Raw genomic sequence first — 15488 nt, 5'->3', positions numbered from 1 at the left:
ACCAGGAAAGGTTAAAAAAACGTATTGTTCAACGTATGGACGCAATGTCTCGGGCGCTAGCATCACGTGGGATAGCTGGTATGGCCAGATAAGAAAGACGCTTGAATTCTCGTCTGCTCAGCGTTGTGGCCTGCAAAATAAGTCCTGCAACGAAAGAGGTTACTCCGCTGAGCAGCAACCCCGTGGACAATATGGCAGTAGGAATGCGTGGAACCAGTCCAGTCTCAAAGTAGGTGACGGCTAGCGGAATTGATAGTGCGGTGCCCGCGACCGCGAAGACAAGGCCGACGATACTGTAAAAGAGTAAGGGGCGTTCCGTTGCATAGAGCTTGATGATGGTTTTCAAAATCCGCAGGCCGTCCTTGTAGGTGCTCAATTTACTGACAGAACCTTCTGGTCGTACGCCATATGGAGTAATCAATTCGCCATATGGCATACGGAGCTCCAGAGCATGTACGGTTAATTCCGTTTCCGTTTCAAAACCATGAGCCAACGCAGGGAACGACTTCACATATCGCCGTGAAAAGACGCGATATCCCGACAGCATGTCGGTGAATTTGCCGCCAAAAATACTGCTCACACATCCGGTCAATAGTCTGTTGCCGAATTCATGGCCTGGGCGATAGGCATTTTTCTCTTCGTGTTGACGTACCCCAACAACCATGTCCAGCTGTTCATCGATCAGCTTTTGGATGAGCATTGTGACACTGGGTGCATGGTAGGTCGCGTCGCCATCAACCAATACGAAAATGTCGGCCTCGATATCGGCGAACATTCTGCGCACGACATTTCCTTTGCCGCGAAACGGTACGTGTGAAACGTTGGCGCCTGCTGCGAGCGCCAAGGCAACGGTCTGATCAGTTGAGTTATTGTCGAATACGTAAATGTCAGCGGATGGTAGCGCGGCTTTGAAATCCTTGACTACCTGCGTAATTGCAGCCTCTTCGTTGAAACAAGGAATAAGAACGGCGACTTGCAAATAGTTCCTTGATGTTTGATCTACGGTCGATGGCGCCACGTCTTAATCCTAAACGAGTTGGAGAACGGATTGGCTTTCAATTTGAGCGGTCTACTGTACGGCCTGGCTCGCTACTAACTAGCTCTGCGTTCCGCAACAGTCATTCTCGTGGTGGGATTGAAAGCACCCTTTGAGATTCATAGTTATATCGAAAATTTGAAAAAGGGGCGAGTATGCCTTGAAGGCAAGGCAGACAAGTGGGCCTAGCCTGAGGTAGACGGGGGCATCGGTTCATAGGTGCATTCCTAGGCAGACTCATCCGAAATCAGATTCTTGATCACACTGGAGAGCGAGGCTGCGCTCTCCTGCCAAGTGGGAAACGATTTGACGGGTGATGGTACATCCTCAAGCGAAAGTAGGTTCCGCAATACGTCCGCTAACTCTGATGGCTGTTGCGCCTTGAAATATTGAGCCTGTTCGCCCATGACTTCGCGAAACACCGGCAGATCGCGGGCAATGACAGGAATATTACGCAGCGTCGCTTCGATAAGTGGCAGGCCGTAGCCTTCGCCCCAAGATGCGGCGAGCAACCAGGTGCTGGCACGATAGATGGCGTCCAGTTCGTCATCATTGGCATCGTGGATCCAATACAAGCGCCGATTATATTGAGCATGTGCTTCAAGGCGCGCTCGAAATGGCTCCATGAGCCAGCCATAGTGACCCACGACGACCAGATTGACGTCGATGCCGTCATTCCACAATTGTTCCAGGGCTTCCAACGCCTGGTCGTATCCTTTGCGCGGCTCGATCGTTCCTACCATCAGGAAGGTCGGCCGCGAGCGTAGAGCGACGGCTAGGAGCGGACGAAGAACGGGCTCTGCGCTGCTGAAGGAGGGATCGACCCCGGGAGGGGAGTGAGTTACTTCAGGGGCGCGCCCGAATTGATAACGGATGGAAGTGGTCGCTAACCATAGATTCAAGTCGTCTGCCGTGGCCCGTGAGACGCAAATCAAGTTGTCGGAAACGGTTGCAGCGCAGCGCAGCCAGCGTGCGAACCGGTCGCGAGCGTAGGGATGGAACGCATTTGGCAGCATGATGGGCAACAGGTCGTGGATGAGAAACTGAACACTTGCCCCACGGCGATGCCATTGGCGCAGTTGAGGTTCTGCAGCATCAATGGCGTCGACCGCCCAATCGAGGCCGAAGAAAACATCGCCGTTTACCGCTTCAATCGCGTCTTCCGGCAAGGGATTTTTCTCGCGGCCAAGCAGTTCGAACGCGTATTGCCGCGCGTGGCGGTAACGGCCGCGCGCGAAACGTATGGGAACGATCTGCACGCCTTCAGGTGGAGAGATGAGCCAATGCGTAAGAATATTACGCACGACTCGCTGGACGCCGGTACGGATGTCCTTTTCTGCAATGCTGCTCACGTCTACCAGCCAACGTTGCACTGCCTCAGGTTTGCGTGTGGATATCACCATGCTGGCGATGCTGGCGAGATCCTCGTCGCTTGGCTTGCCGTCCATGCGCGAAATATCGGCGATCAGTTGCTCTTCTCGTGCGAGCGGGTTGCCGTGGATTGCTACGTTGGGCCGGCGGTTCTGACGGTGAGCAAGCTCCTGCAGCGCATCCAGAGCGCGGTTGGCGACGCTGTTCCAGCTGAACATCGGGGCACGTTCGCACCCGTATTTCCGCAGTTCATCAGCATAGTGCGCGTTACCGAGTGCTTGGGACATGCATGCGGTGATGTCATCGACACGATGTGGATTGAATAGCGCGTCGCGTTTGTCTATCACTTCCGGCAGGCTGGCCGCATGGCTGGCGATGACGGGAGCTCCGCAGGCCATGGCCTCGAGCGGCGGCAGACCGAAACCTTCCAGTAGGGAAGGAAATACGAACAGGGCACATTCGGCATAGAGGCGGATCAGTTCTTCATCCGGTGCAAACCCGGTATAGATCACGCTGTCCGCGGGCAATCGCGCTTTGCGCGTTGCTTCGTGCAGTTGAGCGGCCTCCTCTTGGCCGGCACGCCCGACGATGACGAGTTGATGCGCCGCGCGCATTGCTTCAGGTAATGCGGCGAATGCGCGGACCAACGATGGTACGTTTTTGCGCGCGTCGAAGCCGCCGTTGTAGAGCACGTAAGGGCGAGTAATGCCGTAACGCGAGCGCAGCGCCGCACTGGCAGCCGGGTCTGGGGTGGGAGGAGCAAACCAGTCATCCACTGCCGCTCCGATGTTGACGACACGCTCGGGAGGCAACTGCAAACGCTGGATAGCATCCTGGCGCACCCATTCGGAAATGGCGAGCAGCATGTCGCATTGCTTCAACATGTCCACGCTTTGCCCATACCACTGGCGTATGCGTGGGTGACCGAGATACGCATCCTGATCATGCAAGGGAATCAGGTCATACAGCGTCGCTACGCTGGCGATTCCAACGGGCGATGTTTCCGGTACCACAGCGTCGTCGTTATAGCCTTCCAATATGCTGCTGTACCAAACGATATCGGCGCCCGAGCTCTCTATGGCATGACGCATGACACGGGCCGAAGTCCGGCGCAACCAGGCGTTTCCGCCGGGTTGCGCACGAATTCCTTCGGGTACTTCCACGACGAGGCGGTGCGCCGGCCGCGCATGCTCACCCAGCGTTGCAATCAGTGCATCGACCTGATCGCCGAAACGCGCGTTGAGCAGTAATCGGACATCATGCTCGGACGCGGCTCGGTCAAGAAAAGCGCGCGTGAGAGCCAGAGTGTAGCGCCCGATACCACGATGCCTGCTCTGGCTCTGCGCTCCTTGAAGATCCAGCAGCAGCTTCATGAGCGCTTCATCCGGTGGCGAAGTTTTTCGTAGACCTCTCGCGTATCGTCCGGCAGGTCATTGGCATCGACGCGTCGCCAGGCCAGATCTTCGCGTTGATCCAGGACTGCGCGCAATCGCATATCGAGCGCCGGAATGCGATAAATGGCGTTGACGATCTTGCGCCGCAGGCCAGGGCGCCTGGCCAGAAATTGCTTGGCGATGTAGAGCAGGCTTTTCATTGAGATGCCTGCTTTGCGGGCAGGATTCTACGCAACGTGCGTAACGCGAGTTCCGGTGAAAAATACCGCTGCACGTTGGCGATGCCTCCGTCGGACAGCTGCATCCACAGATGTTCGTCGCAGTACGCGCGCCAGACTGCTTCGGCAAAATCGGTCGCGGTATCGGCGATCAAGGCGTCATGTCCATCGGATAGATGCATGCCCTCCGCGGCGATGGACGTGACGACAACAGGCAGGCCATAGCTCATCGCCATGTTCACTTTACCCTTGACGCCCGCGCCAAACCGCAGCGGTGCGATCGAAACCCTGCAATGGTCCATCAGTTCGGACAGATCGTCCACGCGGCCATGCATCTCGACGCCGGGCCGGGATAGTGCGGTTCTTGCTTCGGGTGTGATGTCGCCGGCGACATGCAGGCATATGGAAGGGTCGCGCGTGCGCAGCAGTGGCAATATATCTGCCACGAACCAGCGTACGGCGTCTTCGTTGGGTGGATGCCCAAAGCCGCCGATGAAAAGCAAATCGCGTCTTTTGGAAAAGGGCGCACGCCGGCCGTGTATTTCGTGGATATTGCTCACCAGCTCTACCTTGCTGTCAGGCACTTCCTTCCGAAGCAACGCCAGTTCCACTTCGCTGACGACGAAACTTACGTCGCTGTCGCGTATCAAAGACAATTCCCTCCGACGTGAGGCGGCCGATTGGCGCAGCATGCTCTGGTTCCCCGATACTTCGGCCGCACGTTCCTCGCGCACAAAATGCAGGTCGACGGTGTCGAAGATGCACATGGCCTTGGGCGCCAAGCGTCGACTTGGTTTGAGGTAAGGCGCAGCCACAGCCAGGCGGCAAAGCAGGATCGCATCGAGTGATTCCCCGTGCTCACGCAGCCAAGCCATTACGTTCCCGCCATGCACATGGACGCCGTATGCACTCAATCTCGCCACGTCGCCGGAGGTAACTCGGCCATCGTCTGGCAGCAAGCTGATGTGCCAACCGTCCCGATGCAGAAGTTGCAGCATCATGCATAAGCGCAACGAACCAGAATCGCGTGCGGGATTGGGCACCATGGTGTCGATCACCAGCATATGCCGACACCCGCGCGCACTTGCAGGGACACTCAAGGCTAAGTTCTTAGCCTCTTCGCCTTGCTCTGAGCGAAATTGCTCGACGGCTCTCCTGAGCGTGGCTTTCCATCCGCGCAGAACCAAGCTACCCCAGATGCGGCGTATGAGTTGATGCAAGCGCGCAAAGCGCCAAGCCAGATCGAGGTTCACAGATTCTGATAATTCGGCCCCGACCCACCCTCAGGCGGAACCCAGTTGATGATTTCGTAAGGATCTTTGATGTCACACGTCTTGCAATGCACACAGTTCGCGGCATTGATCTGCAGCCGCTTGCCCGCCTCGTCATTGACGATCTCATAGACATTCGCCGGACAGAAACGTGTGCAGGGGTTGCCGTATTCCTCCGCGCAGCGGGTGACGCACACGGAGGTGTCCTTGACGTGCAGGTGTACGGGCTGGTCCTCGTCGTGTTCGGTGGCGGCGAAGTAGACGCCGGCCAGGCGGTCGCGCGGGGGCAGCTCGCGTTGCACGTAGTCGCGCTTGGGTTCTTCCTGCTGGCCTAGCTTGTGCAGCGAGCTCCAGTCGGGCTTGTTCTTCAGCGTCCACGGGGATTTGCCGCCGATGGCGGTTTCCCAGGCGGCGTTGAACATGCCGAACCACAGGCCTTTCTTGAAGCCGGGTTTGATGTTGCGCACTTTTTTGAGTTCAGCCATCACGTCCGAGTCGCGCAGTTTGGCGTCGAAGCCTTCAGGCTTGAGCTCGGTCGCGGCGAGGTGCTCGGCGGCGAGCATGCCGCTCTTGATCGCCTGGTGGGTGCCTTTGATCTTGGGCACGTTGAGCAGGCCGGCAGTGTCGCCGATCAGCAGGGCGCCGGGCAGTTCCACCTTGGGCAGGGATTGGCAGCCGCCGGTGACGATGGCGCGCGCGCCGGCGGAAAGAATGCTGCCGCCTTCGAGCAGGGATTTGATCATGGGGTGGTTCTTCCATTGCTGGAAGGCTTCCCAAGGCTGGTAGTTGGGGTCGCTGTAGTCGAGGCCGCTGACGTAGCCGAGCGCGATGCGGTCCTTGTCCAGGTGATAAAGGAATGCGCCACCGTAGGTGTGGTTGTCGGCCGGCCAACCAAAGCTGTGGAAGATCTTGCCGGGCGTGACGCGTCCGGCCGGCACCTGCCACAGTTCCTTGATGCCGATCGAATAGCCTTGCGGGTCGCTGTGCTGGTCGAGCTGGTAGCGCTTGATCAGTTGCTTGGTGAGGCTGCCGCGCGCGCCTTCGGCCAACACGGTGACCTTGGCCTTGATGTCGATGCCTTGGGTGTAGCCGCTCTTGTGCGAACCGTCTTTCGCCACGCCCATGTCGCCGATGCGCACGCCGGCGACGGAGCCGTCCTCGTTATAGATGGTGTCGGCGGCGGCGAAGCCGGGGAACACGTCCACGCCGAGCGCCTCGGCCTGCGGCGCCAGCCAGGCGCACATCGCGCCGAGCGACACGATGAAGTTGCCGTGGTTGTTCATCGTCGACGGCACCGGCAGCTTGCGGCCGCCGGTCTTGGTGAGCAGCCAGAACTCGTCCTCGGTGGCGGGCACGCAGATCGGCGGCGGGTTGTCGCGCCAGCCGGGCAGCAGGGCGTCCAGCGGCTGCGGTTCGATCACTGCCCCGGAGAGGATGTGCGCGCCGATGGTGGAGGCCTTTTCGATCACGCACACCGTTAGGTCCGGCTTGAGCTGCTTGAGGCGGATCGCGAACGAGAGCCCGGCCGGCCCCGCGCCGACGACGATCACGTCGTATTCCATCGTCTCGCGTTCGGTCATGGTGGACTGGGCTCCGGCGTGGCAGGGTGGCAGAGAGTAGCCGCACGGAGGGTTTCCGTGGCGGTCCGGACGGGTATTCTCCGGATTCGCCTACTGCGCGGCAAACCGGGGGCTGCTTGCGGGTGCGTCGCAATGGTTGGACATAATCGCGTTTCACCTGTGCAGGAGCGTGCATGAGTTCCCTACCGCCGATCGCCGATATCGACCTGCGCCGCGCCACGCTGTGCCAGCTTCTGCACTGGCTCGCCTCCGGCCGGGTACAGGCGGGCCGATTGGCCGAGGTGCATCTGCAGGCCATCGAGCGCATCAATCCCGGGCTCAATGCCTATGTGGGCCTGAGCCCGGCGCTAACGCTGGAGCAGGCGCGCAGTGCGGAGCTGCGGCGTCGCGATGGCGTGATCGGCCGGCTGGATGGCGTCCCCATCGCGCTCAAGGACAACTTCGACATCGCCGGCTGGCCCACGCGCGCCGGCCTGCCGGGGCCGGGCGTGCCGGCCACGCACGACTCGCATGTGGTGGCGCGGCTGCGCGCCTCGGGCGCCGTGTTGATCGGCAAGACAAATATGGACGAAGGCGCGCTCGGCGCCGTCACCGATAATCCGCATTACGGCGCCACCCATCATCCACAACGGCACGGCTACACCGCGGGCGGTTCGTCCGGCGGTGCTGCCGCGGCGGTGGCGGCAGGCTTGGCCGTGGCGGCGATCGGTTCCGACAGCTTGGGCTCTGTGCGCATTCCCGCCAGCTATTGCGGCGTGTTCGCGCTCAAGCCCACGCAAGGCGAAATTTCTGCGCGCGGCATGACGCCCGCGGCGCGGCGGCTGGACACGGTCGGCCTGCTCGCGCGCGGCGTGGATGACCTCACCGTGCTGCTGCAGGTGCTTGCCGGTTACGACGCGGACGATCCGCGCTCGCGCCGCCGCCGCGTGGCCTTGTCGCCGCCGGACTGGGAACCCGGCAAACTGCGCTGCGGCGTGTTGCCGGATCTTTCCGCGCTCGGCGTGCAGCAGGACGTGATCGACGTATTCGACGCGGCGCTAGCCAAGCTCGATCGCGAACTGGGCGAGTGCCGCAAGGTGGATTTCGACGACTGGCATGTCGCCCGCGCGCGCCGCGCCGGTTTTCTGTTGATGGAGGCGGAGATGCTCGGCACCTTCGCCACGCAGCTTGCCGATACCGAACATCCGGTCTCACCGCCGTTCCGCCAACTGCTCGGCTACGCCGCTGGCAAGAGCGCCGCCGATTACGCCGCCGCGGACCGCGTGCTCGATGCCGCCACGCTGAAAATGCGTCGCCTGTTCGCGCAGATCGACGTGCTGGTCACGCCCACCACGCCGCAGGGCGCCTTTCCGCTGGACGGCCCGGTACCGGTTACCCAGGCCGATCTCACCAGCTTCGCCAACCTGGCAGGTTGTCCGGCGGTGAGCATTCCCATGGGCACGCTGCCGAACGGCCTGCCGATCGGCATGCAGTTGATCGGCGCGCGCGGATCGGACCTGCGCCTGCTGGAGCTGGCGGCGGTGTGGTCGGCCACGCTCGATGCGGCGCCGGAATATCCTGCGATCGCCTGATGGCAGGTGACAACGTTTTGTTACACGGCGCCCGGTAAAGTGGCGCAAAGTCCCCAGGTTCCGCCCCATGTCCGCCTATAGCCAACAGCTCACGTTCTTCCGCGAGTGGATCAAGCATCCGCTGCAGATGGCTTCGGTGCTGCCGTCCGGCCGGCCGTTGGCGCGCATGATGGCGGCGGCCATGCCGACCCAGGCCGATTGCGTGATCGAGCTGGGCGCCGGCACTGGCGTTATCACCGAGGCGCTGTTGCAGCATGGCGTGTCGATGGCGCAACTGCTGGTGCTGGAAATGAACGAGACCCTGCATGCGGTGTTGCGCCGCCGTTTTCCCCAGGCGCATGTGCTGTGTGCCGACGCGCGGCAGGTCAACGAACTTGCCCGGCGCACCGGTGTGCTGGCGCCAGCTGGCGCGGATGCGATCTTGAGCAGTCTTGGATTGCTCGCCATGTCGCCACAGCTGCAGCACGACATTGTCTCCGCTGCGCTGGCGGTGCTGCGTCCTGGCGGCGTGTTCGTGCAATACACCTACGGTTGGCGCAGTCCCATGCATCCGGACGTGCAACGGCAACTGCGGCTGCGTTGCCACCGCTCTGGCATGGTGTGGCGCAACCTGCCGCCGGCGCAGGTGTACACCTATGTCAGAGCTGATGATTGAGCATACCGGCAGCCGTTGGGAACGGCTGCCCCTTGCCGATGCGGATGTGCGCTATGCCTCATGCTGGCTCGCCCGCGAAGCAGCCGACGAACTGCTCTGGCGCCTGCAGGACGAAATTCAGTGGGAGCGGCATCGCCTGCGCATGTTCGGACGCGAGGTCGAGGCGCCGCGCCTGAGCTGCTGGATCGGCGATCCCGGCGCTACTTATATGTACTCGCGCAGCCGCTTCGAGCCGCGGCCATGGACGCCGTCGCTGCAATCGCTGAGGGCACGCGTGGAGCAGGCCTGTGCGGTGCGCTTCAACAGCGTGCTCGCCAACCTCTATCGCGATGGTGACGACGCCATGGGCTGGCACAGCGACGACGAACCCGAGCTCGGTGCGCAGCCGGTCATCGCGTCGCTGAGCCTGGGCGCGGAGCGTCGTTTCCGGTTCCGCCGCCGCGTGCCGCGTGGCATGCGCGCATCGTCGCCGGTCGGCCTCACGCTGGCGCATGGCAGCCTGTTGCATATGGCGGGCGGCACGCAAGATCACTATCAGCACGATTTGCCCAAGAGCGGCGCAGTTGTCGGACCACGCATCAATCTCACCTTCCGTCTGATCGGCCCGCCATGACGCCCTGCAGCTTGGATTGACCCAGGCCGCTGGACATAATGTGTGATCCTCATGTCCCCATCTGCAGGCCCGCAATGACCCAGAAGACCGTACTCAATGCCCTCCATCGCGAACTTGGCGCGCGCATGGTCGACTTCGGCGGCTGGGACATGCCGATCAACTACGGCTCGCAGATCGAAGAACACCACGCCGTTCGTCGCGACGCCGGCATGTTCGATGTGTCGCACATGACCGTGGTCGATCTGCATGGCGCGCGTGCGCGCGACTTTTTGCGCCACCTGCTGGCCAACAGCATCGACAAGCTGAAAGTGCAGGGCAAGGCGCTGTACACCTGCATGCTCAACGAGCAGGGCGGGGTGATCGACGATCTGATCATCTACCTGCTGGGCGACGAACATTTCCGCCTGGTGGTCAATGCCGCCACGCGCGAAAAGGATCTGGCCTGGATCGAACGGCAGGCCAAGCCGTTCGGCGTCAGCGTCAAGGAACGTCCGGATTTCGCGATGATCGCCGTGCAAGGTCCCAACGCGCGCGCCAAGGTGATCGGCCTGTTGCACGAGGTGGATCGCCCGCGCATCGAGAAGCTCGGCCGCTTCGCCGCCGCCGCCGCGCAAGGTCCGCACGGCATGCCGCTGTTCATCGCGCGCACCGGCTACACCGGCGAGGATGGCTTCGAGATCATGCTGCCGGAAGAACACGCCGTCGCCTTGTGGAAGGAACTGGCCGCCGCTGGCGTCGCGGCCTGCGGGCTGGGGGCGCGCGACACGTTGCGCCTGGAAGCGGGCATGAATCTGTACGGCCAGGACATGGACGAAAACGTCACGCCGTGGGAAGCCGGCCTGGCCTGGACCATCGTGCTGGACGAAGGGCGCGACTTCATCGGCCGCAAGGCGCTGGAAGCACAAAAGGCCGCGGGCGTGCCGCGCAGCATGGTCGGCCTGGTGCTGGATGAAAAAGGCGTGCTGCGTCACGGACAGAAAGTGCTGACCCCGCAAGGTGAAGGCGAAATTCTTTCCGGCAGTTTTGCACCCACCTTGAACAAATCGGTGGCGTTCGCGCGCGTGCCGGCGGGCGCTGCGGACAACCTGCGGGTCGACATCCGCGGTCGCGAGGTGCCGGTGCGCGTGGTGAAATTCCCGTTCGTGCGCGACGGCAAAGCCTGCGAAGGCATCTAAAGGATTACGTCGCGGGCAGGTCCCATTCCCGCGATGCCAGCAGTTAGAATTTGCACCCTCCAACCCTGATCGAAACAACGACTGGACCCGACCATGAGCCAGAAAGAGATTCCCGGCGATCTGAAATTCCTCAAGTCCCACGAGTGGGCCCGTGTCCAAGACAATGGGCTGATCCGCGTGGGTATTTCCGACCACGCGCAGGAAGCGCTCGGCGACCTGGTGTACGTGGAGCTGCCGGAAGTCGGCGCCCAGGTGCAGGCCGGCAACAGCGTGGCGACGGTGGAGTCGGTCAAGGCCGCCTCCGACATCTATGCGCCGGTCTCTGGCGAGATCGTCGAGGTCAACGAAAGCCTGGCCGACAAGCCCGAAACCATCAACGAAGATGCCTACGGCGACGGCTGGCTGTTCGTGGTGAAGGCTTCCGATCGCGCCGAGCTGGATGATCTGCTCGACGCCGACGCCTACGCCGGGCAGATCGAGAACGAAGACCACTGACGCGCGCTTGGCATGATTCGAAAACGGCCGCCTAGGCGGCCGTTCTCATGTCGGCGGTCCGGTGCGCATCGGCCGCCGGAACAACGCAAGCGATGTCATGCGCGGCGTGAAGAAACGCACCGCCGAACATCGTCGACACCCGCGACCACCACCCATCGCATGCGCGCGACGGCATGTCGTCGCGGAGCGCATCGAGGGTGTTCGGGGCGCTTCGGGCCACTTTCGACACCCGATCGGACACCTCCCGGTCTAAATTCGTTCATGCTTCCGAATCGCCCTTTCGGGTACTCCGAACGGCGCGGGATGGCGCATGGCAATGGCGCTTGCATCGACGTTGCGCGTGTATCAGCGTCGATGAGAAAAATCACGCTTTTCAGCTTGTTTTTGGCTTTTTTCTAAAATTGCGCGAGGCGAGTTCTCTGGACGTTTGGATGGCTGTTCGTATTGCATCCAGTCATCGAAATTCGGTTTTCCCGACCATGCCGTCGACCGGCTGTCGGGGCGAAGGGATTGATTTCATGGCAAAAATCAATTGACAGTTGAAATGTTCGGGAATAGCTTTCGCACCATAAACGGGGAACGTTACCAATGGTGGCATCGAAATTCGTCCAACCTTACATAGAACACGGCGAAAAATCCGGCGCGGTGAGAAAGATCACTGTTTCGATACCCATGCATGTACTGCGACTGCTGTCGGATCTGCGTACCTACCGACAGGTCAACAATTTGCGGCACGCCACCAACAGCGATCTGCTGGTTGAGGCGTTCCTCCACGCTTTTACTGGGCAACCACTGCCAACTGATGAGGAGCTAAGACGTACTATGGCCACTGCCAAGAAAACTGCACGTAAGTCGGCGAAGAAAGCCGCCAAGAAAACCACCCGTAAAGCTGCTGCCAAGCGGCCGGTCGCCAAGAAGGCCACCGCCAAGAAGCGCACCGCGCGCAAGACCGCCAAGAAGGCGGGTGCCAAGCGCGTAGGCGCGAAGAAGGCCACCGCCAAGCGCGTTGGCGCAAAGAAGGCTGCCAAGAAGGCGACGCGTAAGCGCACCGCCAAGAAGGCTGCCGCTGCCAAAGTTGTGAAAGCCACCAAAGCTGCAAAGAAGTAAGCACAACAACTAGACGTTGCACTCGATTTGTCTCCCTGCGGTGCCCAGCGCAGGGAGGTAGTTCGAAAGCGTTTCGTCCCGGCCTCGTGCCGGGACGCTTCATTTTCGGCCCCCGAAAATGAAAATAGGCATGGAGAATCTCTCCGGCACTCGGATGTTCGAGCTTGCCCCAAGCCTCTGTCGGCTTCCCTCACAACCCGCATTTGCCCAGCCGCCACAATCGCGATACCTTTGACCCATCCGCGCCGCGGCCCTGGGGCGCCGCACCTGGATAACAGGGGGGAAGCGCGGGTATCTATTGCCACTGCAGCAGCGAAAATCATGGATACCCGAAACAATCGTCATGCGCGTTCGCGTGCGCGCGGGGCTACCAAGCCCGTCATCATTGCCGTTCTCGGCGTCGTTGCGTGCCTGGCAGTGGTTGCCTGGTTCCTCATCATCAAGCCGCATGAAGACTTGTTGAGCGCCGACTCCGGCGGCCATCCGTCCACACCCGTCAGCGTCGCCCAGCAGCAGGCGGCCGCGCCACCGGTGAACGTGGATGCGCTGAGCATCAACGACCTGCTCAACGAAGCGCGCAGCGCGATGAACCAGCAGCGTGTCGTCGCGCCGGCCGGCAATAACGCCTTCGAGTTCTACCTGAAGGTGCTGCAGAAGCAGCCCGGCAACCAGGTGGCGGCCGATGCCTTGCGCGAAACCTTTCCGTTCGCGGCCAGCAACGTGGAGCAGGTGATCAACCAGCGCCAGTTCGACGAAGCCGATCGCGAGATCAACCTGCTGGCGAAGGTCGACCCCACCAATTACACGCTGACCATCCTGCGTTCCAAGCTGGATGCGCAGCGCAAGACGCTCGACCAGGAACAACAGAAGCAGCTCGACCAGCAGCACCAGGCCGAACTGGCCGCGCAGAAGGCCGCTGCGGATAAAGCCGCGGCAGACAAGGCGCTTGCCGACAAGGCCGCTGCGGACAAGGCCGCGCAACAGCAGGCTGCATTGGCCGCGCAGCAGAAGGCGCAACAGGAAGAAGCCAGGAAACCGGCGTCGACCTCGGCCGGAAGCGAAGTGGCCAGCGCCGGCAATGCGTCGGCGGGTGGCGGCGAAACACGCGACGCCATTCCGATCTCGACCATCCGTCCGCGCTATCCGGCTACAGCCCTGCGCAACAACCAGGAAGGCTGGGTGGACGTGCAGTACACCGTCAATGCGGACGGCAGCGTCAGCAATATCCAGGTGACCGGCGCCGAGCCGCGCCACGTGTTCGACAACGCCGCCATCGATGCGCTGCGTCGCGCCAAGTTCTCGCCCGCCATGCGCGCCGGCACCGCGATCGCGTCGCAGCAGCAGAAGCGCATCGAGTTCAAGCTCAATTCGCCGCAGTAATCCCGCTTGGCTTATGAGCCGGGAAATCTCCCGGCTTATTGAGGGCTTGTAGCAATGTTGAATTGCACCGCAAGCTTGCTTCGCCCCGCCCGAACCCTCTCCCCGGATCAAGTCCGGGGCAGGCTCTACTACACGTAGGGAGGGGACGCATCCGGCAAGCTGGGATCAACCCCCGCGCCGACGCGTCTTGTGACGCGCCTTCACCGCCGTAGCCCGCGTCGCAGGCGGATCGCTTTCCACGCCTGCCCAGTCGACGTGCGGCAGGCCGAGCATCGCGTCGAACACCATCGGCATCAGATCGGTGCCGACCGCGCCCGGCGAATTCCACATCGATACGATGCCCACGCGGTATTTCGGAAAGAACGCGATCATCGTGCGATAGCCTTCCACCGCGCCGGCGTGGAACACCATGGTTTCGCCGCCGTAGGTGAACACGCGCCAGCCCAGCGCATAGCTGGCGGCGGTCACGCGGGCATGGCGCCACGGCGTGGCGTGCATTTCGCCCGGGGTGAGTACGCCCGGCGCGTGCAGTTGATCGAGCAGCGTTTGCGGAAGCACGTCCGGACGTCCGCCCATTTGCGCGATCAGCCATTGCTCCATGTCGCGCAGGCTCGCATTTACGCCAGCCGCCGGCGCCACGCGGTAATAGGCTTCCTTCGGATCGAACGATTCCCACGCGTGCGCACCGTGCGGACGATGCGGGCGTGCCCAGCTCTTGCTGCTCTCCAGCGCTTCGCGGCCATAGCTGGCCGTCGTCATGCCCAGCGGAAAGAAGATGCGCCGGTCGACCTGGTGATAGAAAAAGTCGCCGGTCTCGGCGTAGATCAGGTCGCCGATCAGGCTGAAGGCGACGTTCTGGTAGCCATAGCACTCCCCGACGTTGCAGGTGAGCGTCACTTCATCCAGCTTGCGCACCAGTTCCTCGTAGGGAACGTTGTCTTCCAGCATCTGATCGTAGGTGTTGTGCGGAAGCCCAAGGCGCTGGCCAAGAATGTCCCGCACCGTCACCTCGCCGGAGGCCTGCGCATCCTTCAACTGGAAGAACGGCAGCGCGTCGGCCAGCTTGGTGTTCCAGCTGAAGCGGCCTTCATCGATCAGCAGGCCGGTGACAGCGGTGGCGAAGGCCTTGGACAACGACGCGAGGCGGAACACGGTGGTGGGGGTGATTGGCTCCTGCGTGTTGGCGTCCGCGTAACCGAGCGTGCGCTCGAAGGCGACCTTGTTGTCCACCACCACCGCAGTGGCAAGCCCGGCCACTTCGTTACGCTGCGCCACGATATCCAGCCAATGCGAATAGGCATCCAGCGCTTCCTTCACCTGTGCCGGCGGAAGGGCGGCTGGCGCGCTCAAGCCGGGCGCATCGCGCCGAACCGGGCGGACATCGGCAGCAGGCTGCACGTCGGTGCTGCCGGCGCGCACGGGGAAGGCGGGAATCAAGCTTGCCGCGATGCCGAGCGAGGCGGTGATCAGCAGGGAAAGCTTACGGTACTGCATGCGGCTCGGCTTCTTCGGTCATGGGCTGGTTGAGCTCGTCCATGGGCATCGCTGGATTGTCCTGTACTTCGGACAAGGTCACAACGGCGTGAGGCGGTGCTGGCGGTCCGCGGTGCGTGAATATTCCG

General features: G+C 61.8%; 13 protein-coding genes. 7 read left to right on the top strand and 6 right to left on the bottom strand.

All coding sequences use genetic code 11. The annotated features are described in order from the left end of the window. Positions 1 to 28: 28 nt before the first annotated feature. The 5 genes from ACTHNE_RS13615 to ACTHNE_RS13595 all read right to left on the bottom strand — a co-directional run bounded on the left by ACTHNE_RS13615 (position 29) and on the right by ACTHNE_RS13595 (position 6870). Positions 29 to 1018, bottom strand: coding sequence for a glycosyltransferase family 2 protein (locus ACTHNE_RS13615; protein WP_440269527.1), 990 nt, complete (start codon positions 1016 to 1018; stop codon positions 29 to 31). 245 nt (positions 1019 to 1263) lie between these two features. Further along, positions 1264 to 3780 carry a glycosyltransferase family 4 protein gene (locus ACTHNE_RS13610; protein WP_440269526.1) on the bottom strand — a complete coding sequence of 839 codons (2517 nt, stop codon included), beginning with the start codon at positions 3778 to 3780 and terminating at the stop codon, positions 1264 to 1266. Continuing rightward, positions 3777 to 4001 (bottom strand): hypothetical protein, encoded by a 225-nt coding sequence (locus ACTHNE_RS13605; protein ID WP_440269525.1) that lies wholly within the window; start codon positions 3999 to 4001, stop codon positions 3777 to 3779. The genes ACTHNE_RS13610 and ACTHNE_RS13605 overlap by 4 nt, the downstream gene beginning before the upstream one ends. Next, on the bottom strand, positions 3998 to 5083 hold the full coding sequence (locus ACTHNE_RS13600) for a glycosyltransferase (protein ID WP_440269524.1): 1086 nt from the start codon (positions 5081 to 5083) through the stop codon (positions 3998 to 4000). The genes ACTHNE_RS13605 and ACTHNE_RS13600 overlap by 4 nt, the downstream gene beginning before the upstream one ends. 185 nt (positions 5084 to 5268) lie before the next feature. Then, complete coding sequence (locus ACTHNE_RS13595; protein ID WP_440269523.1) at positions 5269 to 6870, bottom strand: 4Fe-4S dicluster domain-containing protein; 1602 nt, start codon at positions 6868 to 6870, stop codon at positions 5269 to 5271. Between the two features lie 173 nt (positions 6871 to 7043). Here ACTHNE_RS13595 and ACTHNE_RS13590 point away from each other — a divergent pair, with 173 nt between their 5' ends. The 7 genes from ACTHNE_RS13590 (at position 7044) to ACTHNE_RS13560 (ending at position 13866) form a co-directional block, all read left to right on the top strand. Next, a complete protein-coding gene (locus ACTHNE_RS13590) occupies positions 7044 to 8441 on the top strand; it encodes an amidase (RefSeq protein WP_440269522.1) in 1398 nt (465 codons plus the stop codon). 67 nt (positions 8442 to 8508) lie between these two features. Then, entirely contained in the window at positions 8509 to 9096 is a 588-nt protein-coding gene (locus ACTHNE_RS13585) for a class I SAM-dependent methyltransferase (protein WP_440269521.1), read from the top strand. Then, positions 9077 to 9709, top strand: a complete 633-nt coding sequence (locus tag ACTHNE_RS13580; protein WP_440269520.1) for an alpha-ketoglutarate-dependent dioxygenase AlkB family protein — start codon at positions 9077 to 9079, stop codon at positions 9707 to 9709. The genes ACTHNE_RS13585 and ACTHNE_RS13580 overlap by 20 nt, the downstream gene beginning before the upstream one ends. Positions 9710 to 9783: 74 nt before the next feature. After that, positions 9784 to 10884, top strand: coding sequence for a glycine cleavage system aminomethyltransferase GcvT (gene gcvT, locus ACTHNE_RS13575; protein WP_440269519.1), 1101 nt, complete (start codon positions 9784 to 9786; stop codon positions 10882 to 10884). 93 nt (positions 10885 to 10977) lie between these two features. Next, a complete protein-coding gene (gcvH, locus tag ACTHNE_RS13570; protein WP_324945562.1) occupies positions 10978 to 11379 on the top strand; it encodes a glycine cleavage system protein GcvH in 402 nt (133 codons plus the stop codon). Between the two features lie 588 nt (positions 11380 to 11967). Then, positions 11968 to 12486: a met regulon transcriptional regulator MetJ gene (gene metJ / locus ACTHNE_RS13565; RefSeq protein ID WP_345786025.1), complete on the top strand. Its 519-nt coding sequence runs from the start codon at positions 11968 to 11970 to the stop codon at positions 12484 to 12486. Between the two features lie 321 nt (positions 12487 to 12807). Continuing rightward, positions 12808 to 13866, top strand: coding sequence for an energy transducer TonB (locus ACTHNE_RS13560; RefSeq protein ID WP_324945565.1), 1059 nt, complete (start codon positions 12808 to 12810; stop codon positions 13864 to 13866). Positions 13867 to 14031: 165 nt separating this feature from the next. Here the strand turns inward: ACTHNE_RS13560 and ACTHNE_RS13555 are convergent, their stop codons facing one another. Further along, complete coding sequence (locus ACTHNE_RS13555) at positions 14032 to 15360, bottom strand: serine hydrolase domain-containing protein (RefSeq protein WP_440269518.1); 1329 nt, start codon at positions 15358 to 15360, stop codon at positions 14032 to 14034. Positions 15361 to 15488: the final 128 nt, after the last annotated feature.

Origin of the sequence: Dyella sp., assembly GCF_051954575.1 — a bacterium.
GTDB lineage: Bacteria > Pseudomonadota > Gammaproteobacteria > Xanthomonadales > Rhodanobacteraceae > Dyella_B.
This window is presented reverse-complemented; position numbering and strand designations above follow the sequence as displayed.